The following is a 412-nucleotide window of genomic DNA, read 5'->3' on the forward strand; positions in this document are numbered from 1 at the left end:
GGCGTCAATGCCCAGTCCATTGAGCAGGCGGCCATGCAGGCGGGTTACCCGGTAGGTACTCTGAATCTGATCGATGAAATCAACATGGAAACCGCGTTGAAGATCGGTAAAGCAGCCCGTGATGATGCCAAGCGTGAAGGCACTGAGCTGCCGCCGGAACACCCGGCGGAAGTGGTCATGAAGAAAATGGTCGAAGAACTGGATCGCCCGGGCAAGCTGCAGGGCAAAGGTTTCTACGAGTACCCGGAAAACGGCAAGAAGCACCTGTGGCCTGGCCTTACCGATGCCTTCGGTGGCAGCAAGGACATGCCGTTTGAAGACATCAAGGAACGGATGATGTTCATCGAGTCCCTTGAAGCGGTGAAGTGCTTTGATGAAGGCGTGATGGATTCCGTGGCAGATGCCAACATCG

The 412-nt window shown here is 55.6% G+C and carries 1 protein-coding gene; it reads left to right on the top strand.

From position 1 onward, the window contains the following. On the top strand, positions 1-412 hold a 412-nt coding region (locus A3730_RS11800; protein ID WP_231883940.1), incomplete at both ends, for a 3-hydroxyacyl-CoA dehydrogenase family protein.

The sequence above is a fragment of the Alcanivorax sp. HI0044 genome (assembly GCF_001634945.1).